Origin of the sequence: Flavobacterium sp. UBA5153 (genome assembly GCA_002413745.1) — a bacterium.
Taxonomy (GTDB): Bacteria; Bacteroidota; Bacteroidia; order Flavobacteriales; family Flavobacteriaceae; genus Flavobacterium.
In genome coordinates, this window is record DHXP01000073.1 from 21,204 (window position 1) to 43,882 (window position 22,679).

12 protein-coding genes are annotated in these 22,679 nt (G+C 36.7%); 4 read left to right on the top strand and 8 right to left on the bottom strand.

Going from position 1 to position 22,679, the window contains the following annotated elements; translation table 11 throughout:
- The first annotated feature begins 189 nt into the window (after nt 1-189).
- The 4 genes from B2145_RS14595 to B2145_RS14610 all read left to right on the top strand — a co-directional run bounded on the left by B2145_RS14595 (nt 190) and on the right by B2145_RS14610 (nt 8,511).
- Entirely contained in the window at nt 190-900 is a 711-nt protein-coding gene (locus tag B2145_RS14595; protein WP_291103753.1) for an NUDIX hydrolase, read from the top strand.
- Between the two features lie 959 nt (nt 901-1,859).
- Nucleotides 1,860-4,937: a SusC/RagA family TonB-linked outer membrane protein gene (locus tag B2145_RS14600; protein WP_291103756.1), complete on the top strand. Its 3,078-nt coding sequence runs from the start codon at nt 1,860-1,862 to the stop codon at nt 4,935-4,937.
- A gap of 11 nt (nt 4,938-4,948) precedes the next feature.
- Nucleotides 4,949-6,880: a RagB/SusD family nutrient uptake outer membrane protein gene (locus B2145_RS14605; protein ID WP_291103759.1), complete on the top strand. Its 1,932-nt coding sequence runs from the start codon at nt 4,949-4,951 to the stop codon at nt 6,878-6,880.
- 332 nt (nt 6,881-7,212) lie between these two features.
- Nucleotides 7,213-8,511, top strand: a complete 1,299-nt coding sequence (locus B2145_RS14610; protein ID WP_291103761.1) for a glycoside hydrolase family 88/105 protein — start codon at nt 7,213-7,215, stop codon at nt 8,509-8,511.
- Nucleotides 8,512-8,945: 434 nt separating this feature from the next.
- On the opposite strand, the gene galB is transcribed toward B2145_RS14610, so the two are convergent.
- The 8 genes from galB to uxuA form a co-directional block, all read right to left on the bottom strand.
- The gene (gene galB, locus B2145_RS14615) at nt 8,946-11,720 is read right to left on the bottom strand and encodes a beta-galactosidase GalB (protein WP_291103763.1); all 2,775 of its coding nucleotides are present in this window, start codon (nt 11,718-11,720) and stop codon (nt 8,946-8,948) included.
- Between the two features lie 354 nt (nt 11,721-12,074).
- Nucleotides 12,075-13,301, bottom strand: coding sequence for a glycoside hydrolase family 30 beta sandwich domain-containing protein (locus B2145_RS14620; protein ID WP_291103765.1), 1,227 nt, complete (start codon nt 13,299-13,301; stop codon nt 12,075-12,077).
- Between the two features lie 103 nt (nt 13,302-13,404).
- Nucleotides 13,405-14,424, bottom strand: a complete 1,020-nt coding sequence (locus B2145_RS14625) for a glycoside hydrolase family 43 protein (RefSeq protein WP_291103768.1) — start codon at nt 14,422-14,424, stop codon at nt 13,405-13,407.
- 34 nt (nt 14,425-14,458) lie between these two features.
- Nucleotides 14,459-15,940, bottom strand: coding sequence for an MFS transporter (locus tag B2145_RS14630; RefSeq protein WP_291103771.1), 1,482 nt, complete (start codon nt 15,938-15,940; stop codon nt 14,459-14,461).
- 270 nt (nt 15,941-16,210) lie between these two features.
- On the bottom strand, nt 16,211-17,338 hold the full coding sequence (locus tag B2145_RS14635) for an endo-1,4-beta-xylanase (protein WP_291103774.1): 1,128 nt from the start codon (nt 17,336-17,338) through the stop codon (nt 16,211-16,213).
- Between the two features lie 53 nt (nt 17,339-17,391).
- Nucleotides 17,392-18,498: an endo-1,4-beta-xylanase gene (locus B2145_RS14640; protein WP_291103777.1), complete on the bottom strand. Its 1,107-nt coding sequence runs from the start codon at nt 18,496-18,498 to the stop codon at nt 17,392-17,394.
- A gap of 33 nt (nt 18,499-18,531) precedes the next feature.
- The gene (locus tag B2145_RS14645) at nt 18,532-21,411 is read right to left on the bottom strand and encodes a glycosyl hydrolase 115 family protein (protein WP_291103780.1); all 2,880 of its coding nucleotides are present in this window, start codon (nt 21,409-21,411) and stop codon (nt 18,532-18,534) included.
- Between the two features lie 83 nt (nt 21,412-21,494).
- The gene (gene uxuA, locus B2145_RS14650) at nt 21,495-22,661 is read right to left on the bottom strand and encodes a mannonate dehydratase (protein ID WP_291104498.1); all 1,167 of its coding nucleotides are present in this window, start codon (nt 22,659-22,661) and stop codon (nt 21,495-21,497) included.
- Between the last annotated feature and the right edge of the window lie 18 nt (nt 22,662-22,679).

A 22,679-nucleotide genomic window follows, 5' to 3' on the forward strand; every position in this document is an offset into this window, starting at 1 on the left:
AAACATATTAACCAATGGTATTATTTAATTGGCAATCAATTGCTTGAATTCGTTAAAATTTTAAAATTCAAATTTTTTCAAAAAAAAATGTAATTACCTGATTGTTATAGTTGTGTTTAAAAATATCGTGATTTAGTTACAGAGTCGTTTTTAAAAATTTGTCTATTTTTGTCCAAATTTTGTGTTGTTATGATTAATAAAGAATCAGTTAAAATAGTAGAGGACACATCAGTCATGGATGCGTTTAGTATTGACTGTGTAGTATTTGGTTTTGATAACGGAATTCTTGAAGTGCTTTTAGTGCAGCATGGCGAAGGAATAAGTGAAGGAAAATGGGCACTTCCTGGTGGTTGGATTAAAAAAACGGAAAGTGCAGATAATGCTGCACATCGACTATTAGGGGAGCTTACGGGATTGGATAACATATATTTAGAGCAGTTGAAAGCTTTTGGAGAACCTGATCGTTTCCCATTGAGGAGGGTTATTACCATTGGTTATTATGCTTTATTGAAACGAGAAGACTTTAATGTAAAAGCCGGTTTCACAGCTTCGGATGCAAAGTGGTATAAAATTAATGATATCCCTAATTTAATTTACGATCACAATGAAATTTTAGCGTTTAGCATAAAACAATTACGCAACCGTGTTCGTCAGGCTCCTGTAGGTTTCAATCTTTTACCTGAAAAGTTTACGTTGTTACAGTTAATGCATCTCTATGAAGAGATTTTAGGTATAGAGATGGATAAATCAAATTTCCGTAGAAAGATATTGCACATGAAGTTATTGCTTGCCCTGAATGAAAAACAACAGGATGTTTCCCATAGAGCCGCAAAGTTGTATAAATTTGATTCTAAAATTTATGAAAAACTTACTCAAAAAGGATTTAATTTTGAGTTTTGACATCCCCGAGGTTTTTACATTTTGATGAATAAAAAAGCGCTATTAGGCTATTAAATGGATTTATGCGGTGGTGCAAATTGTTTAAAACGCTTTTTTTTGGATTTTGCCCTGAAGACCTCCCATCAGAAAAAAGTGCGCAATCGATTGTTATTTCATTAGGTTATTTACGTAAACAAAGTCTTTTCTTTTCCTTTATTATATTTAGATGAATATGCTTTTCATAGAGCAAGTCACATCGAGAAAGTATCTAGTATGGTTGTAAGAGAATCTTTCACTAGGATTTATTGCTCTCAAAAATAGTTTAAAACTATGCGCTTTAGCGCATTTACCTTCCAGGTTCTAAAAATTTAAACACGAATTTCACTAATTCTCACGAATTGATTTGTGTAAATGGGTGAAATTTGTGTTAAACGTATAGCACCTTGCAGACTCTTAGTCTGCAAAACTAAATCTATGAACTTTTATTCCATAGTGGTTTAGTTCTCCATATACGGTGTCAGTCAAAGCTCTTGCTGCTTAATTATGAAAAACAACAAAATAGCTAGAACTAACTTCGTATTTGTTTACCCGCTTTAATTTAAATTTTACATTCTTTTATTGGCTCTACATTTATATTAGCTTCATTATAATTGTTAGTGGAGTAATCATCGTGTTTTTGAAAGAAAAACAATAAAGAATGGAAATTTACATAAAAACCATAAAAAAACGAACTCTTATTAGTTTGAATTGTAGATTTAGTAACGAATTACATATTTGACATTTATATATAATGCAATATAAATTCAATATTTTTTTTGATTTAAAAAAAAAATACGCAACCGATTGTGTATTGTGTTATTTTTTATATATTTGTGATATTAAATTATTGATAAAACCATTATCATCTATTCGAGCGGTGGATTAAAAATTTTTAAACATAATTTAATACAAAACTAATTAACCAATTAAATCAATTATTTATGACTAACTTTTTCTTTGTTAAAAGTAAATCAAAACATTTTAAGCATTTAGGATTTCTGATACTGATGTTTATGTTTTCTGCGGGGGCAAATGCCCAAATAACAGTTTCTGGAACTGTTTCTGATGCGTCTGGGCCAATTCCTGGAGCCAATGTGTCTTTAAAAGGCGCAAAGAATGGAATAACTACAAATATGGATGGCGGTTATTCAATTAGTAATGTGCCATCGAAGGGTGGCGTATTAGTGTATAGCTTCATAGGTTATGCAACTAAAGAAGTGGCCGTAAACGGTCAAACTAAAATAAATGTAAAACTTGAAGACGAATCAAGTGCTTTGAAAGAAGTAGTGGTAATTGGTTACGGTACCCAACGAAAAGAAGCTGTGACAGGTTCAGTTGCTTCAATTAAAGGGGACGTGATGCGCGAGGTGCCATCATCTAATATTACACAGGCCTTACAAGGACGTGTGGCAGGGGTGCAGATGTCACAAACATCATCCAAGCCGGGTGCCACAATGCAAATCCGTATTCGTGGTACTCGCTCATTATCGGCAAGTAATGACCCGTTGGTGGTTCTAGATGGTGTGCCTTTTGCGGGGTCAATCGGCGACATCAGCCCCGACAATATCAAAAGTGTTGATATATTAAAAGATGCCTCATCAACAGCTATTTACGGATCGCGTGGTGCCAATGGTGTAATATTAATAACAACAAACAAGGGACAAAAAGGACAAAAAGCAAAATTCACTTACAATGCATATAATGGATTGAAAAATATTTTTGCCCAATACCCAATGATGAACGGACCTGAATTTGTTGCGCTACGTAAAGCAGCCGGTCAGTACACAAACGGTATTGATGAAGCGGATAATGTAAATACTAATTGGCAAGATTTGTTTTATAGAGCCGGTGTGGTAACAAGCCATGACATAGGTGTTTCCAATGGTACCGAAAATGGCAACTACAACTTCGGCGTTAGTTACTATAAAGAAGAAGCGGTGGTACCTGGACAGGACTTTACCCGTGTGTCGTTGCGTGGTGCTGTTGACCAGGCAGTAGGGGAGTATTTTCGATTCGGCTTCACTTCAAATAACAATTACTCCATTAATAACGGTAATAATATGGGGCTGTATGGTAGTTTAAGCAGTTCGCCTATAGCTAATCCGTATAATGCAGATGGCACGTTGAAAAGAACAGTGAAAATGCCATTAGATGAAAACTGGGTGTATACAAGAGAGTCTGTAAATGGTTTGGGCGATAAATGGATAGATAAAACGAAGGCTTATGGTTCCTATAACACCCTGTATGGCGAGGTAAAAATACCAGGTGTAGAGGGCTTAAAGTATCGCATGAACCTTGGAGGTAACTTCCGTACTAGTACTGGTGGTAGTTACACAGGAGAGGGAGTATTTAATATTAATCCTACAACAGTTTCAACAGCTTCTATCAGCAACTCGCTTTCTACCAACTGGACAATTGAAAACTTGTTGACCTATGACCACAGCTTTGGTAAACATCAGGTAAATGCAGTAGCAATGTACTCTGCAGAGGAATCCAAATACAATAGTTCATATATTTCAGCAAAAGATATCCCTGCCGATGCCTTCCAATTCTACAATCTAGGTACCGCAGCTGGAGAAATCAATGTAAATCCAGCATACCAGGGGTATTCTGTAAGCGGGTTGGTGTCGTATATGGCACGCGCAATGTATTCTTATGACAACCGTTATATGCTGACAGCTACTGTGCGTTCTGACGCCTCTTCAAGGCTGGCAGTTGGACATCAATGGCATACCTATCCTGCTGTATCGGCTGGATGGAATGTTAAAAATGAATCATTTATGAAAGACGTTAACTGGCTAGATCAGTTGAAGCTACGTGTGGGTTATGGAGAAACTTCTAATCAAGCTGTTGCTCCTTATTCAACACTTGGAAGTTTGGCTACAAGACCATACAATTTTGGGACTACATACGCCACGGGTTACTATGTTTCTACATTGCCTAATCCTAATTTAGGTTGGGAATACTCTAGCACAGTCAACTACGGTATAGACTTCGCTTTGTTGAAAAATCGTTTATCAGGTTCCGTAGAATATTATGTTACAGATACGAAAGATATTCTACTAGGAGTAGGTTTACCTGCAACTTCAGGAGTGGGCAGTTACACGGCAAATATTGGACAGACTCAAAATAAAGGGATGGAAATTTCGCTAAATGGTACTATAATAGACAATCCTAATGGATGGTCATGGGATGTAGGTGCTAACTTTTATTCCAACAAAAACAAGTTGGTAGCACTTGATTCGGGACAGCAAAGGGACGTAAATAACTGGTGGTTTGTAGGTCATCCAATTGATGCAATCTTTGACTATAAAAAAATTGGACTTTGGCAAGAGGGAGACGCGAATCTACAAAAATATGAAGTGGGTGGAAATGTCGGTATGATTAAGGTACAATATACTGGTGATTTCAACGCAGATGGAACACCGACAAGAGCGATAGGAGCTGACGATAGACAAATTATAGATGTAAATCCCGATTTTCAAGGGGGATTCAATACACGCTTAGCCTATAAAGACTTTGACTTGAGTGCTGTAGGTGCCTTTCAAAGCGGAGGAGTCCTTATTAGTACTCTATATTCATCAGCAGGTTACCTCAATATGTTGAGCGGACGTAGAGGGAACGTAAAGGTAGACTACTGGACACCAGAAAACACGGACGCCAATTATCCAAAACCAGGTGGTTTAGCTAGCGGCGACAATCCAAAATATGGTTCTACCTTGGGGTACTTCGATGCATCCTATGTGAAAATTCGTGCCATTACACTGGGCTATAATGTAAACCAAAAATTTATGAAAGATGCCGGTATTGATAAATTTCGTCTTTACTGCACCGTACAGAACCCATTTGTAATTTACTCTCCATACTACAAGCAAACAGGTATGGATCCTGAAACCAACTCATATGGTAACGAAAATGCAGCAGTACCATATTCTTCAAACTTAAAACGTTTGCTGACTTTGGGTACTAACACACCTTCAACGCGCAGCTTCCTGATTGGTCTTAATTTAACATTTTAAAAAAGATAAAAATGAAACGTATACAAATAAAAACTTTTATAGTGACAGCTTTGATAATGCTGTTCTTGGGGTCGTGTTCTAATGTTTTAGAAGAACAGCCACGTAGTACTTTTACTCCCGAATATTTTAAAACCGAAAAAGGGGTAATTGGAGGAGTAACGTCAATGTATGCTCATTTGAGATATATTTATGGAAATGCCTACTACTATAATACATGTCTTACAGGAACTGATGAAGTGACCTATGCACAGAGTGCGGACGGAAACTTTAAGGACATGGATCTTTCCGGCGTGGGATCGGTTACTCCTACCTCAAGCCGTACCGATGCTTTGTGGGGAACAGCTTTCATTAATATTAACACCGCCAGCGGTGTTATTGAAAATGCAAGCGCAGTAAAAACTATACCAAATTCAATGATTGCAGAAGCTAGATTCTTCCGTGCTTTTGATTACTTTTTACTGGTTCAAACTTTCGGCGGAGTACCTTTGGATTTGGGTTCGGGAGAACTTAAATTCAACACCACTCCCATCAGATTCTCTGTGCGGAATACCGTACCGCAAGTATATACTAAGGGAGTATTCCCAGACCTGTTAGCGGCTGTAAATGATTTACCAGATGGAGGACGAGTAAAAGGAGGGGTAACCAAAACGGCTGCCAGACTTTTTTTAGCAAAAGCATACCTGACCTATGCTTGGTGGCTAAAAAACCCAAACAACATTCCAACTTATCCAGAAAGTACTCGTGTAGATCCAGACGGACATGATGCAGCATGGTATTTTCAGCAAGCCTATAACGTGGCCGCAACAGGAATTGACAGTCACGGATCTTTTGCCTTACAACCCTCTTTCTATGATGTTAGCCTAGGTCAAAATGACCGCAATAGTGAAATATTATTGTATGCCGACCACACTGAGACAAGCGAATTTTATAATGCAGGTAGCCTTACTTATGGTGGTGGTGGTTCCCCGGATAATTTTGCTGGTTGGATGATGCAATGGAACTATACAAACATTAGAAGTTCTGGTGTAAGTTCAGTACAACGTGAAGCAGAACAACACTTGGGACGTCCATGGACCCGTATGTGTCCAACTATCGGTGCAATTGTAAACACCTTTGCAGACAAAACGAATGATTCTCGATATGATGGTACCTTTGTATCCGTTTACCGTGCTAACTGGCCTAAAGGATACAACCCACCGTCAAGTGCGCCTGCGTCTCTGAATAATGCAAACGGCTTGCCAGTTGCTCCAGGGGGGGCGATACTTACTTTCTTGAATGATGAAAATTCATCTATTGTTTACGCTTCTTCAACTGCAAATATTGGTGCAGGAGTATTAGCAGGAAGATCGGATTTTGTGATAGCACCAAGTGGTATAAGTAGAATAGTATATCCAGGGCTTTGGAAACTTGGTACTTACCGCACGGATAATGGTACAGGATTGGGTCAACCAAATGCGGCCAGCACCCGACCTTTTAATATTGCCAAATTATCGGAACTTTATTTTATAGCCGCAGAAGCAGCTGTAATGGGAGCAACTATACAAGGAGGTAAAAGTGCTAGAGAATTAATTAATGTTATTCGTGCTCGTGCCGGAAAATGGCGCTTTGACAACAACGGAAATGTAGCCAAAGTTGCAGATAATAGTGCTGCTATGATCGCTGCCACTCCAGCAACTATAGATATTAACTATATTTTAGCAGAACGTTCACGTGAATATTATGGTGAAGGTTATCGTTGGTTCGATTTAGTGCGTACCCAAAAATGGGCAGAATTGTCAAGCTCTTATCAAATTGGTGGTAGTAACTATGGAAACCATACTCCGATAACGGTATCTAGAGATGTTAAACCATATCTCTATCTGCGCCCGATTCCTCAAGGACAACTAGACGCTATGGTAATGACCAGCGATGAAAAAGCTACTTATCAGAATCCTGGTTATTAATTAAATATTAAACACCCATAAATAATTAGTTTTAGCTATGGGTGTTCTTAAAGCTAATTATTTTGTTGATCTTATTATATTAATTGCCCAATAGGGCACCAAAAGAAATAAAATTCTGGTGAAAAGATTGACCTTTTGAATTTATTAATTAATTCAAAATTTTTACCATTATTGTTTTGGTTAGTAGTTTGTTTTACATAAAAAAGTCGAGAGCTGGTTACTCTCGGCTTTTTTGGTTTTAAAATCTACTCAAGATAATTAGAAATCTATTAAACTTCAAAGGCATTATATCGGTTTTAAATATCTCTTTGAATTAAATAAAGTAAATAGAAATGAATATTTCACCAAAAACAGTAGTTCTTTCAATTGCATTATTTACAATACAATTTGGCTTTTGTCGAAATCAAATTCCTGCTCTTCAAAAAAAAGGAAATACAACACAATTAGTTGTGGAAGGCAAGCCTTTTTTTATTTTTGGCGGAGAATTGGGGAATTATTCAACAACAACTATGGAGAATAAGCAACCAATTTGGCCAAAAACCTGTCAAACGAATGAGCAAAAATATCCCAGAGACAATAATGTTGAATTTCTAACCAAATCCCAAAAAGATAAACTAGTTAAAGAACTAAACCAAACTGCTCTGAAACTATCCAACCATCTTTTAAGCAGTCCTAAATACATGAAATATGAAACCAGTTTTTTAAATTCGATTCATTACGCAGAGGTATGTGCGGCTTACGGAGTGTCAAAATTTGCTCAACAAACATATAATACATCACTAATGCTTAAATTATTGGAGCGTTATAAACCGTTGCAAAAAGACTCAATAGCATGGAGAACAAATCACGTAGACGGGAATGTGTATGGTGTTTTACCACTTCAATTTTATCAATATACCAAAGACAAAAACTATTTGGAACACGGTCTCTTTATGGCCAACAGTCAGTGGAAAGACACACTGCCGGACGGGATGACCAGTCAAACAAGATATTGGATTGACGATGTATTTATGGTTTCTTCGTTGCAAATAAATGCTTACCAAGCAACCAAAAATCAAAAATATTTGGACAATGCTGCGCTTTTCACGGCAAAATATATTGATAGTTTACAGCAAAAAAACGGGCTGTTTTTTCATGGGCCAAAAGCTCCAATCCATTGGGGACGTGGTAACGGCTGGATGGCTGCTGGTATGGCTATAACACTTTCAGAACTAAATAAAAATCATAAATACTATCCAACCATCCTAAAGGGCTATAAAAACATGATGGAAACTTTAGTAAATTATCAAAATACAAATGGCATGTGGAAACAAATTGTGGATATGCCAAATTCTTGGGATGAATCCTCTTGTACGGCAATGTTTGCGTATGCCAGATCAACAGGAATCAATAAAGGCATTTTGACGGACAAAAAATACAAAGAAGCGGTATTAAAAGCGTGGAATGCGTTAAAAGTAAAAATAAATGAAAAGGGGGAGTTGTCGGATGTTTGTGTGGGAACAGGTCAATCATCCGATGTAAACTATTACCTCAATCGACCAAAAACCAGCGGTGATTTTCACGGGCAAGCCCCTTTGCTTTGGTTGATTGGGAGTATGCTACAAGACGCCCCCTTAGTCTATTTTTTTTAACAATAATTACATCAAACGTTAGGTGGAAGTAATTTACTCCTCATCGTTTTAAATTAAATGGTAATGAATATTTCATCAAAAATAAAAGTTCTTTTAATTGCATTGTTCGCAATACAATTCGGCTTTTGTCAAAATCAAATTCCTGCTCTTCAAAAAAAATGAAAAACAACTAAAAAATTTTATCTAATACCAATTCGATTTGTAAATCAGTCCAATTGTCAGTTCGAGCGCAGTCGAGAACCATTATTTCATCTCGACTGCGCTCGATGTGACAAAAAAATATTAGACTAATATATATTAGCAGTTGGTATAATTTACCATCAGAAATCATAACAAAAAACTGTTCAGTTTGTCCCGGAATTAGGTGTACAGTTTCGCCGGAATAAGCAATCTGCAAATCTGTGGTTTATTTTTTAATTTATTGCAATTAGAAATCAATTACTTCGGATATTTATTGCTGTATTCTCCAATCCATCAGAGGTTATAACCAATTTCATCGTGCCCTTACTTCCTTTATTGGCACGAACAATCACCAGTACCTCGCCGTTGTACGCCTCACGCTCATGCGATGCAAAAGACACTAAACTGGCAGGGTCTCCATTATCGGTGGCAACTATTTCTCCCAAACCTTCTAAACTAAAACTGACTTTATTGTTGGCATCGGGTACCATCAACCCATTTTTATCCGTAATTTTTACCGTTATAAAAGCAAGGTCTTCTCCATCGGAATTTATTTCTGAGCGGTCAGCTGTGGCCAATAATTTTGCGGCTTTTCCGGTAGTTTTTAAAACTTCTTCAGCCCAAAATTTACCGTTTTTATAGGCTATGACCTTCAATTCGCCGGCTTGATATTTTACCTCATCCCAACGAATGCGGTACTCAAATTTCCCTTTCTTTTTTCTGCCAAGAGATTGCCCATTTAAGAACAATTCCGCTTCATCGCCTGATGTAAATACGTGTACAGGAGTGATTTCACCCACACGATTCGGCCAGTTCCAGTGTGGTAAAATGTGAACCATAGGCAAATTGGGTCTCCAACGAGATTGATACAAATAGAATCGGTCTTTTTTGAAGCCTGCCAAGTCGATAATCCCGCAATAGGAACTACGGGCTGAGTAGTACGGTGTGGGTTCTCCTAGATAATCCCAGCCACTCCATACAAACTCACCGGCTACATAGGGATGCTGGTCTTGGGAAGCAAAAACTTTGTCAGGCGAAGCCCCAAACGGTGCAGTATAAAGCTCATAAGCACTTACCTCTTTGGTTATTGGATTTCCTCCTGTTTCATTACTTACGGGTGCTGAATTCACTTCTGTCACAGGAAAAATATAAGATCCTCGGGTGCTTAATGTCGAAGCAGTCTCGCTACTTACAATCATCTTATATGGAAAAGCTTTCTGAAACTCGGGATACAGAGGTAAAGTTCGGATTCCTTTTAGATGCGAATAAGCTGGTGCATCTCTGATGCCTTCGCCTTGGTAATTAAGACTCATAAAGTCCATTACCTTAGAAAATGGCATGTCTGGTTTTGCGTAATTTTGTGATGCCGAAGCAGGTCTTGTAGGATCTTCGTCATGCACAATGTCGTGCAGTTTTTGGGCAATAACTGCTCCATCAGCATCAGTATATTGTTCGCCAACTTCGTTGCCAAAACTCCATGCAATTACAGAAGGGTGGTTGCGATCCCGACGGATGAAAGAGCGTGTGTCTGGTTCATACCAATCAGGAAAAATTAAATGAAAATCGTGTGGTGTTTTTTTGCGCTCCCAACTGTCAAATACTTCATCTATTACCAAAAATCCCATTCGGTCGGTCAAATCAAGTAATTCTGGTGCTGGGGGATTATGTGACAAACGGATGGCATTGCAACTCAATTCACGCAGCATTTCAAGTTGGCGCTGTGCTGCTCTCACGTTAAATGCCGCTCCCAACGCTCCTAAATCGTGGTGCTGGTTTACACCTTGTATTTTTATTTTCGTACCGTTTACTAGTAATCCCTGAGTTGGGTTAAATTCAATTTTGCGAATTCCAAACGGAGTATCATACTCATCTACTTGCTTTCCGGTAATAAAAATTCGGGTTCGTGCAATGTATAGATTTTGCTTTTGCGATGGATAGGCTCCCCATAGTTTTGGATTCTTTAGTTTTATTTGGCTTTCCTTAATTTGTTTTTCATCGGCATTCAAAATAATTGTTTCGGCAGGAAAAATAGTTATTGGTTTTCCTTTGGCTTTGCCAAAATCATCAATGGCATAGAGTTGTGTTTTTGCTTCAACAGTTTGTTGTGAATTTGTTTTATTTTCTATTTTTAAAGAAAGATTGATAGTGGCTTCTTTAGCAGAAACTTCGGGTGTGCTTATGAATGTTCCCCATTGGGCTACATGAACAGGAGCCACTTTGGTAAGCCAAACATTACGATAAATTCCGCCGCCAGGATACCATCTTGCCGAATTGTTTGGGTTGTCAACTCTGATAGCTAATTGATTTACTCCTCCAAAATTTAAGTATGGAGTCAGGTCTAATCGAAAAGAGTTATAACCATAAGGCCAGCCACCTACCAAATGACCATTGAGCCAAACCATAGCATAAGACATGGCTCCGTCAATATCCAAATAGATAATTTTTCCTTGATCTGTTGTTGAAATAGTTAATTTTTTACGATACCAAGCTACCCCTTGGCTTGGTAACCTTCCCATTCCGCCTCCTACTTCAGGTGTATTACCTGTATAAAAAGGACCTTTGATGGCCCAATCGTGGGGTAAGTTTACTCGCTCCCATGTTTTATCTTGAAAATCTGCTTTTACAAACGGAAAATCTGATCCTGGATCACCTTCAGGACGAATATGTCTTTTAGATGGATCTTTAATAAATTCATTACCAGAAGGAAGAATCCAATTTTTCAAAACTGCCTCCTTTGTTTCTACTTTTACTGCTTCGGTAGGCTTTGAGTCGGCAACTTTGCTGTCGTTAACTTCTTTAATTTCGGGACGAACATCATAAATAAGATTATCTGGATTATCGTTATAGCGCATAAATTGCCAATCTTCATTGAGTTTAATGCGTTCTCTTTTAAAGGATTGACCGGTAGGGGAGTTGTGTTTTAGATTTTGACTCCATCCTTTTGTTATACTCAATGTGAATAAAATAACGATAAAGAAACCAAGTTTTTTTGTTTTAAAAAAAATACTGTTCAGTAAATCTATGTTCATTGTTTGTGTTTTTTGATATTTCTTTGAATGCATTCTATTTATATTCTTGATTACTATGCACTTATGTTTGTTTTCTAAAATTTGAAATAATAGAACTGGATATTCAAATAAAAACTACATATTAATTTAAGCTACATTTTTATTCTTAATGAGAATCAAGGGTTGTGAAAAAAAAATGAGAATCAAATAGTTACACCTCACAGGTTTTTAAAACCTGTGAGGTGTTTTCTAAATATCAATATATTAGGGTCTCAATCCCTGATTCGCATTCTTAACTTTTTGTGCCGGATAAGTTAGCATATCCACTATAAATAAACACTAAAACAGTACACACAATTGAATGCAAGTTTCTAATTAATTACTCTCAAATGTTATGATACTTTTACCCGGTAATGAATAGGAAAAAGCTCCAATAGATGCATTTACAGTTACATTCGCTTGTTTCACAAGATTATTAGTTTCTGAAGTTAAATAGGGCGTTACAGATGTAATAGTTGCGTTTTTAAAAGCAAATTGTTGGTTAAGAGTTGAAGATCCAGTATTAATAGCAACAATCACTGTTTTGCCATTTCCTTTATAGGCACTAACAAATACGTCTGTTTTTGGGTTTACCGTTGCTCCCACCCTAAGATAACCAGGTCTAATAAATTTAGCAAAGTTTGACATAACATAACCTCGTTTAGTAACAATTCCATCCTCGCCAAGCGGACCATAAAAACGTTTGGCATACCAAGTAATATAAGCGTTAAAATTACCAGTTGTCAAACAATCGTGTATTTCTTTTCCTGTAGCAAAAACAGCATCCCATGTAATATTAGTATCTAAATGTTCTGTCATCCACAATTCTTTTCCTTTATTTCTGGCTAAAGGATAATCAGCCAAACCACTACCATAAATATGACCACCGATTATAGAAACGTTAGCTGCTGCAACAGCATCATTAAGTATGGGATCCGTCATATTGTGATTAAAATTAAATGACTCATCTGCAATTACTTTTGTATCAGAAATTGCTGCACCATTATTTTTCAAAAAATCTGTCATTTGTGTGGAAGTCCAATCACAAGATTCATAAGTTACTGTAATATCAGGTTCGTTTTGTATAGAAATAGCATATAAACCGGCATTATTGTCTCTCATATATTTAGAAAAATCATTTAAATACGTTGCATATGCCGCATAAGAATTTGGATCTAATGAACCTCCTATAAGATTATTGTTCGTTTTCATTCTTGCTGGCGGACTCCAAGGTGATGCAATAACGATAGCTCCTCGTGCTTTTGCTCCTAACGCATGATTCAATTCGATACTTCTTGCGGAAGCATCGTCGTCACTTGCTACTCTTATTCGTAAAATGGAAAGCCCAATTTGGCCTTGATTATTTCCAAAAAGTAAATCTTGATCGGTATTACTTAATGGTGTATCAAGACGAAATACGGTTGCTGCTCCAAATCCTCTAATGACTTGTTGATCATTGCTAACATCAATAAGGGAGGCATCTGCTCTGATAACTTCGTCTATTGGTTTAGGAGTAGGGGAATCTCCACCGCTACTACAACTAATTGTAGCTGTAATCGCCAATAGTATTAAAAATACTTTTGTAATCTTTGTTGAAAAAAGGTTTTGCGTTTTTTGAGGTTTCATAATCTCTAAATGTTTTTTGCTTCTAAAATAGTAATCTAATTTAGTCATTGTACGGATTAATGGTAACTATAGAACCATCTTCATTGTAAGTAATTTCGGTTACTTTAACGGATCTCAAATGCGTTATGCCTTTTGATAGACTTGAATCATGATAAAATAAAAACCATTTTCCTTCGATTTCACAAATAGAATGATGGGAAGTCCAACCAATTACTGGATTTAGAATTCTTCCTTGGTAGGTAAAAGGGCCATAGGGATTATCTCCAGTGGCATAACAAATAAAATGGGTGTCGCCTGTTGAATAGGAAAAATAATATTTACCATTGTATTTATGCATCCACGAGGCTTCAAAAAACCTACGATTGTTATCTTCTGCCAATAAAACCTTTCCATTTTTATCCAGAATTTTGATTTCTTTTGGTTCTTCGGCAAATTCCTTCATGTCATCTGTAAGTAGAGCTACAATAGGTCCTAAAGCGGGTTCGTTTTCTAAAGGCTCTTCATTTTCTTCAGCATATTTGTTGTTTCTGTATTTTTGAAGTTGTCCACCCCAAATTCCGCCAAAATACATATAGTATTTCCCGTCTTCATCCTCAAAAACCGCCGGGTCAATAGTATAACTTCCCTTGATAGCTTCCGGTTCTGGAATAAAGGGTCCTACCGGAGAATCACTTACTGCCACGCCTATTTGAAAAATTCCATTATCACGCTTTGCAGGAAAATATAAATAGTATTTCCCCTTTTTATGTGCGGCGTCAGGAGCCCACATTTGTCGTTCAGCCCATGGAACATCTTTTACGTGTAGCGCAACTCCATTGTCGATCGTAATGCCGTTTGGACTATCCATAGAAAGTACGTGATAATCTTCCATACCAAAATGCCCCCCATTATCATCAAAAGGAATCCCTGCATCAATATCATGAGAGGGGTAAATATAAATTTTCCCATTAAAAACATGTGCTGATGGATCAGCGGTATAGATGTGTGAAACCAATGGCTGAGAGATGGCTTTTTTATTTATCTCGTCAAAATCAATTTGTTCAATACTATCTTCAGGCATAATTGTATTATTTTTTTGTTTTAGGTTTTAAAAACTATTTTGTTTTCTCAGCTTTTTTTCTTCTTTGATTCAAGTCACTTTCGATTTGAAGTTCCATTTTTTTGTTTATTTCATAAAAGAAAAGACATCCAATTCCAATTAAAAATGTTATTCCAGGAAAAATACTTACCGATAATTTAATTCCGTTAATGGTATCTGCCGCTTGCGAGACGAGATCTACATTATATTCAAAGTGGGCTAATATCCCGGCAACTAGGGCACCTCCAATGCTAAGACCAGCTTTTAAGCCAAAAATCATGGCAGAGAAAATAATAGCGGTCGCCCTACGATTATTTTTCCACTCAGAATAATCGGCAACATCAGCAATCATGGCCCATAATAATGGGATTGTGATTCCGTAAAAGAATCCATGTAAAATTTGAGTCACAAAAACAATTGCAATCGATTCCGGTGAGTAAAAATAAAATGCCATAAGAAAAACGGTGGCTAAAAATAATCCTGCTCCAAAGACATCTCTTTTTCCAAATTTATCAGCCAATGGTTTTGAGAACATAATACCCACAATCATAAAAATGATTCCCCCGGCATTGAACAAACTGAATGCCGAAGTAGCAGCATCTTTTGGCCACTGAAATTCCGTTAAACCGATACTCATTAAAAAATTATTTAAACCGGCAATAAAGTTATTAAAACCGATGTTTTCTAAAAAGGCGGCAAGTTGCGGTTCACTTAAATAGTTTTCAAAATAGTAGATATACATTCCCCCTTTTAGTGCTAATGTTATAAAAATCAAAATGGTTAAAAATAACATGGCAACCCACGGTTTGTTCTTAATTAAATCTTTTAGATCTTGTTTTACACTCGATTTTTGTTCTTGGGTTGGAACGATTCTTTCCTTAGTGGTTAAAAATGTTATGATAAGAAAGATGGATCCCACAATAGCAAAAATGGTCATTGTAGTTTTAAAACCCACAGCTTTATCACCATCACCAAAAATTAAAACTAGGGGAAGAAGTAATACTTGAATTATAAATTGAGCCACCATAACCGCTACAAAACGATAGGATGACAAACTGTTTCGTTCTGCCATATCACCTGTCAAAACACCACTCAAAGCAGAATATGGCAAGTTGCTTGCAGAATATACAATAACAAGTAAAAAATAGGTGACAAAAGCATAAATTATCTTGCCGTTTTCACTAAAATTTGGAGTACTAAAGGCCAATAACGCCATTACACCAAAAGGAACGGCAGTCCATAGAACCCAAGGTCTGAATTTTCCCCATTTTGTTTCGGTTCTATCTGCGATTATTCCCATAATTGGGTTAAAAGACGCGCCTAGAAGTCCGCCAACAAAAATTATGGTAGCAGCAGTTCCCGCAGGAATTTTATATACATCAGTATAGAAAAATGCCAAAAAAGTCATTAAGGTTTGAAATACTAAGTTGGCGGCAAGGTCACCTAAGCTATATCCAATTTTTTCTTTTATGGATAATTTTTGAGAAGTAGAATTCATTTTTTTTTGGTTATATATTTAGTTAATTAGAAACCTTAATAAAATAAGTCTTTATTTTAGGTTTGATCAAATAAAGGATTAAAAATAGGGTTAATGGACTTATTTACTACCGACTACAATTACAACAATCGGTTGTGTAAATGTATATAAAACTTTGTAAAAAACAAGAGTGTCTCTAATTAATAACTAAATATTTTTTTGGAATTATAGTGGTGTCTTAAAATTGTTAGGTATAAAAAAGGGCCGCCATTTAGCAACCCTCTTTTCAATTTATTTTTTTTCTTCTTTGAGTCCTATTACGCTGTTATAGGCTTTTTTGTGTTTAAATTCCCGATCAAATAGTAGCGGGTAGTTAGTTCTGCCTTTTATAGGCCAATCATTAAGCCAAGATTGTCCGTCATTTGCGCCCCAGAAAGTAACTCTGCTAATTTTGTCTTGGTGTTTTAAGAACAACTTAAAAATAGCTGAATAGCGTTGCGCTAATTGGGTTTGAATTGCTTCTGGCAGCATTTTTGGATAAGGATTCATCATTTCACTTCCTTCAAAGTTTTGATTTACATCGGCACCTTTTAAATCCCAAGGGTTTGGCAATACGGTAATGTCTAATTCTGTGAATGCCACTTTTACCCCAAGGGCAGAATAATCCAAAATACTTTTTTCAATTTCTTCTATAGAAGGACTGTCTAATTTCCAATGCCCTTGTATGCCTATTCCGTCAATTTTAGCTCCATTTTTTTGGAGGTTTTTAACTAAGGCAATAACTCCATTCCTTTTTGCGGGTACACAAATGCTGTAATCATTATAGTACAAGTCGGCTTTAGGGTCTGCCTTGGCAGCCAATTTGAAGGCTAGTGTTAAATAATCTTTTCCGTAGGTATCCAAAAACACGGATTTTCTTAAAGTTCCATCTTCATTTAAAGCCTCATTGACTACATCCCAGGAATTAATTCTTCCCTTGTATTTCCCAACAATGGTACTGATGTGTTTTGTCATGGCGTCGGCCATAGTGGTACTATCTTTTATTTGTGCCATCCAAGGTGCCAATTGACTGTGCCATATTAAAGTATGCCCGTGTATAAACATGTGGTGTCTTTCGCCATAAGCAACATATTTATCGGCCATGTTAAAATCGAATTTGTTTTTTTCGGGATGAATAAACATTGATTTCATACAGTTTTCAGGAGAAATACTATTAAATTCTTTTGAAATAAAGGCTGTTACCGTTGGATCACTTTCTTTTATTTGATTGGTATCCAAAGCTGTTCCAATATAGAAATCATTTTTAAAAGCATTTTTTAAAGAGGAAACATTTGCTTCAGGTTTTTCGTGTATTTTGTTGCAACTACTTACTAAAAGTATTGTTGTCAATAATAATAAAAATGGTTTTGTTGATTTCATTGTTTTGTTTTTTAAAGTTTATGTTTTTTAATTTTTTTTAATGTTTATCTTTTTTATTGTAATCCTTCAAGAAATCCTGTGTATGCCGCTTTATATCCGTAATTTGAATCAAATAACAGAGGCCATTCATTTTGATTGCCGTAGAAGCTTAATAACCAACTGTCATTATCTCTCAATCCCCAAATTGTGATTCCGTATTTTTGTGCGGCGGGGATTGTTTTATACAAAGTTGTTATTTCTTTGTATTTTGCTTTTTGGGCATTGGCTCTATCTTGACTTAAACTAGTTAAAGCTTTGTCTTTATTTACAGTCATGTCTAATTCAGAAAAATGTATTAAAAGTCCAGTGTTTTGTATGGTTAACAAATTGGTTGTTAATATAGTCAAACTTGGTGCTGCATAATCAACATGCATTTGCATCCCTATTCCGTCAATAGGAATTGAATTTGCTTTAAAAGTATTAACCATATCTACCACACTACTCGCCTTAGATCCCTGGCTTTCCAAATTGTAATCGTTGTAAAATAACTTCACATTTGGGTCTGCCTGCCTTGCCCATGTAAAACATTTGGAAACATAATCAACCCCAATTCTTCTGTAAAAAATGGCGGCATATGCACCATCAGTAAAAGCTTCATTGACCACATCCCAACTTTCAACTATTGATTTTCCGCTAGAATTTTTCTCGATTGCAAAATGGGCAACTGTTGCTTGAATATACCCTTTTACTTGAGCTTCAAATTCGGCATCAGTCGCAGCATAGTTTTGCAACCAATTGGGTATTGAATTATGCCAAACCAAAGCATGTCCATGAACTCTCATTCCATTTGCTTTAGCATAAGCAACGATTGCATCACCTTTGCTAAAATCATAAGTGTTTGGTCCAGTAAACATTGCGGCCATTTTCATGTCGTTTTCGGCAGTGACACTATTAAACTCTTTATTTAATATTGTTCTGAAATTAGTGTCAGATCCCGCTAATCTACTGGCTGAAACAATCATTCCTATAGGAAAACCAGCAGCTTCTTTTAATGTTTTTGCCGTTGGTGTTGGTGTTGGTGTCGGAGTTGGTGTAGGCGTAGGATTTGGTCCATTATCTGCTCCTCCACAGCTTATTAAGGTCGCTGTGATAATTATTGCTAAAAGGTTGTTAAGTTTCATAACCTATAATTTGATTATTGTCTGATTTACGAATTATTTTTTAATTTTAAAACTTTCGGGAGGGCCAAGATAGGTTTGTTTTAATTCCCCTTTTTCTGTTTCTATAACTATTTTTTGCAAGACCAAGCCGCTGTCTAGCCCATAAAATTTCAAGGTGTGTTTTCCCGGTTTTTCAATGGCGTGGTTTGATGTAAGTATTTTAATATTATTGGCCACTGAAGTATTCCAATTACTATCGGAACTGTCTTTGTGAACGTTTATAATTTGAGGGGCTTCATCATCTAATGAAATGCCGTATTTCAATCCATCGCGCACCGTATAGTTAATGGTTGGCGAAAAATAAGCGTGAACTTTGATATTGCCTTGTTCAAAAAAGTACGTATCAAATTCTAGCCTAGGAGATGTTTCAGAAATTTCCAAGGGACCCATATAAGAGGGCAGTAGATTTACTCCTGAAGAGGTGCGCCCCAGATTGGGAATAGTAACCCATTCATAAGGTTGAGCGGCAACTGCTCTTGTGTAGTCCTTAGCTTCCATAGAAATGTATCCGTTACTTTCAATAAAACCTTCCGCATTTTTTAAATCAACCATTTTTGACTGAACAAAAACAGGAATAGATTTTTTATTTGCCGAGATAATAAAGGATGTTTTGTAATCTCCTTTTGGTGCTTTTTGCCAATCTATTTGTATCGTTATTCTTTCTTCTTTGTCAATATCGCCCTTTGTTTTAGAAAATTTTATCCAATCTGATTTTGAGGTTATTTTGAATTTAAATGGTTTAGTTCCCCTGTTAAAAACATCAAAATAATAGGTCTGGTTTTCGAAAGAATTAAAGGTTGGTAAAATTGCTTCTTCCGCGGAGTTTGGCCACCAATTTGCAGCACCTTCAACAGCAATACCAAGTTCTGCGTTACTTTGTGGAATAATGGTTTTGGTTTCCGGAATAGTATTTTCTTTTGGTTGTTGCCAGTAGGTATACCCAATATGCGTCTGTGACATCATGTGGTTCCACTTGCCATTTGCCATTTTTTTATGATAGTAATCAGTGAGTTCGGCATCTTTTTTAAACAACTCTTTTACCTTTTCCGCATAATCATTTGCCGAGGCTCTTCCCTGATCGGCATATAAATGATTTTTTGCTGCCGTAACATATAACTCGTTTAGATTGGCACTTGCCAATACAGGATAAAGTATCAATTGATAATATGCATCTTTGTATTCCGGTTTAAGTTGGTCATTAATTTTTTGAGCTTTTTGAGCTAAATCATTATATTCTTTTACAACATTTTCAGCTTCATTATAATTGATTAAACTGTAGGTTGTAGGATCTAATAGTTCCGGTTTTCTACGGGCATTGTATTTGGTATACATTTTCAAAATGTCTGCAATACCTTCGGTATATTGTCCATCAAAATTTTCTTTAGACCATTGGTAATAATAGTCATCCAAATTATTTGCATTCCAAATATCTGGATTCCAAGCATAATCTAAAAAGAACTCTGTAGGAAACTCCATTGGCTTAATGTCGCCAACATTTACAATCCACACCCGGTCTACGCCATATTGATAAGCCAAATGCATTTGTTCCCAAGTGCGTTCAATTTGGTTCGTGTTAATCCATTTATAGTTTCTGGGGCCGCCCACGTAATCATAATGATAGTAAATGCCATAACCACCTTTGCGAGGTTTGGCATTTAGATTTGGCAATTTTCGAATGTTCCCCCAGTTATCGTCACACAACAAAAGGGTAACATCGTCCGGCACCCGCATGCCTTTGTCATAATAATCCTGAACTTCTTTGTATAGAGCCCACATTTGAGGCGTTTTTTCAATTGGTTTTTTGGTGATATTACTAATAATTTCGCGTTGTGTTTTAACGATATTTTCCAAAAGATCTATCGCTGTGCCCTGCGTCATAGGTTCGTCACCGTCACCGCGCATGCCTATAGAAACGATAGTTTCGGTATTTCCCATTCGTTTCATTCCTTCTGTCCAGAATTTTTTCAGGTTTTCTGAATTAGTATTGAAATCCCATTTTCCCAAAGCTGATTTTTCCCATTCTGCATGAGCACGTGTTAAGGGTTCATGGTGCGAAGTTCCCATTACAATTCCATATTCGTCTGCCAAAACTGCGTTTTGGGGATCATCCACATAAAACATCCTTCCCCACATGGCCGGCCACAAGTAATTCCCTTTCATCCTAAGAATTAATTCAAAAACCTTGTCATAGAATTTAGCGTTGAAACCGCCATAATTTTCATAAGCCCAACCAGTAAGGGCGGGAGCTTCATCGTTTATGAATATTCCCCTGTATTTAACTTTTGGTTCCCCCAAGGAGTGAACTCCGGGAAGTATGTGTAATTCCGACTGTTTTTTCACGGGAACATCCGCCCAAAAGACCCAAGGAGAAACTCCAATCTGGTTGGAAAGATCATAAATACCATAAATTGTCCCTCGCTTATCAGACCCTGCTATAACCAAGGCTCTTTCAACTCCCGCAATTGGATTTTCGACAATTTGAGTGGTAAATTTTTCCCATTTTCCTTGAAGTCCAGTTGCGTCAATTTTACCCTCGCTTGCCAATTTATCGATGATTGGGCTTTTGCCCAAAGTGCCAATAATTACCACATAGCTTGAAGTTTCTATCTGATCTTTAAAAAGCATGGGCATTTTGCCCGTAACACTATTTATGTCGTTTTGAAGGTGTCCAACAACCCGCAATACACCCAAAAAATCATTACTGCTTACCATTATAGGGGCAACTTTCCCTTTTGACGCCAAAGGAAAACTTTCAAGCGAAGCTTCGTTTGTTACATATTTTTCAGGGTTTATGGCATAACAATTTACTGTTGTTACAAATAGGAACAATAGTGTAGTTAAAACGAATGGGTGTTTTTTTATTGGGTGCATCATAAAATTATTTGGCAATCATAATTACTCATTTTTGATTTTAATATATAGAACTTCTTTCAAAAGATTAACTTTATGAAGCTATTTTATCTTTGTTCTAATTTATAAATTATTCCCTTCTCCAAACCTCGTAATTCTGCCAATCCTTTAAGCCTTCCAATCAAAGAATAGCCTGGATATTGTTCTTTTCCTTCCTCTATTGAATGGAGAAAACCGTGGTCGGGACGCATTGGCAAACTGACACCCCTCGAATTCATCAGTACAATCAATTTTTCCATGATACTTTCCATAGGATTATCTCCATTGAGGTGTTCTGATTCTCTAAAAACACTTTCATTATCTCTAATAACGTTTCTCAAGTGTAGAAAATGAATTCTATCTCCAAAATCATCTATTATTTTAACTAAGTCATTGGAAGGGTTTGCACCCAATGAACCGGTGCAATAACACAATCCGTTCGCATTTACCGGAACGGCCTCAAAAATCTTTTTGATATCCTCTTCAGTACAAACCACTCTAGGCAATCCTAAAACCGAAAAGGGCGGATCATCCGGATGTATGGCTAATTTTACACCCAATTCTTCTGCAACAGGAGCAACTTCGGATAAAAAATGAATCAGGTTCTCCCTCAATTTATCATTGTCAATGTCCTTGTAATTGTCAAGTAACGCCAAAATTTGTTCTGCCGTAAAATTCACTTTACTCCCGGGCAATCCAAGAAGCACATTTTTAAATAATAACTGTTTTTCTGCTTCGGAAAGCGTATTTCCGTAGGCTAAAGCGATTTGTTTTTCCTCATCCGAATAATCATTTTCGACATTGGGTCTTTTTAATAAAAAGAGATCAAAATAGTTAAAAGCAACTTGGTTATAAAGTAGTGCTTTGGAGCCGTCCGGATTTTCAAAAGCGTGATCCGTTCGTACCCAATCCAGAATAGGCATAAAATTATAGGTAACCACCTTGATGCCACAATCAGCTACATTTTTTAAACTAATTTTATAGTTTTCAATGTATTGTAAGTATTGTCCATTTGCCTTTTTAATATCTTCATGTACGGGTAAGCTTTCAATCACTGTCCATTCCATTCCCGCATTTCGGACTATTTGTTGTCTTTCTTTAATGTCTTCAACTGTCCAAACATCACCCACAGGTATTTGGTGCAATGCCGTTACAATTCCCGTTACACCACATTGTCTAATATCTCTTAAAGAGATTGTATCGTTTGGACCAAACCAACGCATTGTTTGTTGCATTCTTCTCATTTTATTCAT